General features: G+C 69.4%; 1 pseudogene. It reads left to right on the top strand.

What is annotated here, in order from left to right:
* Positions 1 to 98 precede the first annotated feature (98 nt).
* Positions 99 to 1,064, top strand: a pseudogene (locus tag KZA10_RS15930) (glycoside hydrolase family 65 protein); the annotation flags it as partial.

The raw sequence follows: 1,064 nt of genomic DNA, 5'->3' as shown, positions 1-1,064 counted from the left end.
GCGGGCGCCGACGCCCTGCGTGCCGCCGGCGCCACCGTCGTGGTCGACGACCTCGACGTGTTCCTTCCCGCTTCCCGCAACGACATCCCGGAGACCGCATGATCGACCGCGACCGCTTCCCCGTCGACCCGTGGCGTCTGATCGACACGCACTACTCGGAGGAGGGCGTCGGCGAGACGCTGTTCTCCGTCGGCAACGGCTACCTCGGCCTGCGCGGCAACCACATCGAGGGCCGCGGCGCTCAGGAGCACGGGACGTTCATCAACGGCCTGCACGAGACCTGGCCGATCCGTCACGCCGAGCAGGCCTACGGCTTCGCGGAGGTCGGGCAGACGATCGTCAACGCCCCCGACGCGAAGGTCATGCGCGTGTACGTCGACGACGAGCCCGTCTCGCTCGACGACGCCGACGTGCGCGAGTACCGGCGCACGCTCGATCTGCGCACCGGTGTGCTGGAACGTCTCGTGGTCTGGGAGACTCCGTCGGGAAAGCGCGTGCGCATGCGCGACGAGCGCATCGTGAGCTTCGAGGAGCGCCACCTCGCGGTGCTGCGACTCGAGGTCGTGGTGGAGAACTCCGATGCCCCGGTCACGATCAGCTGCCAGCTGCTCAACCGGCAGGACGGTGCCGGTGTCTATGCGGGCACACCGATCGGCACGAAGGCCGCGGCATTCGACCCGCGCAAGGCCGAGAAGATCGCCGATCGCGTTCTGGAGCCCGCTGAGCACTGGCAGGACGGGCTGCGCTCGGCCCTGTCGTACCGTGTCGCCGACTCGGGGATGACCGTCGCCGTGGTCGCGGATCACGTCGTCGAGACCGAGAACGAGTACAACGCCCGCACGCTCATCGAGGCCGACATCGCCAAGAACGTGTTCCGCGTGCAGGCGAAGGCTGGGGTGCCGATCACCGTCACCAAGCTCGTGAGCTACCACACGTCACGAGGCGTGCCTCCGCGTGAGCTGGTCGACCGCTGCCGCCGCTCCCTCGACCGCGCGGCGGACGAGGGCGTCGAGACCGTGTTCCGCCGTCAGCGGGAGTGGCTCGACGCGTTCTGGGAGCGCAGC

The organism is Microbacterium sp. BF1, from assembly GCF_019279095.1.
Taxonomy (GTDB): domain Bacteria; phylum Actinomycetota; class Actinomycetes; order Actinomycetales; family Microbacteriaceae; genus Microbacterium; species Microbacterium maritypicum.
This window is presented reverse-complemented; position numbering and strand designations above follow the sequence as displayed.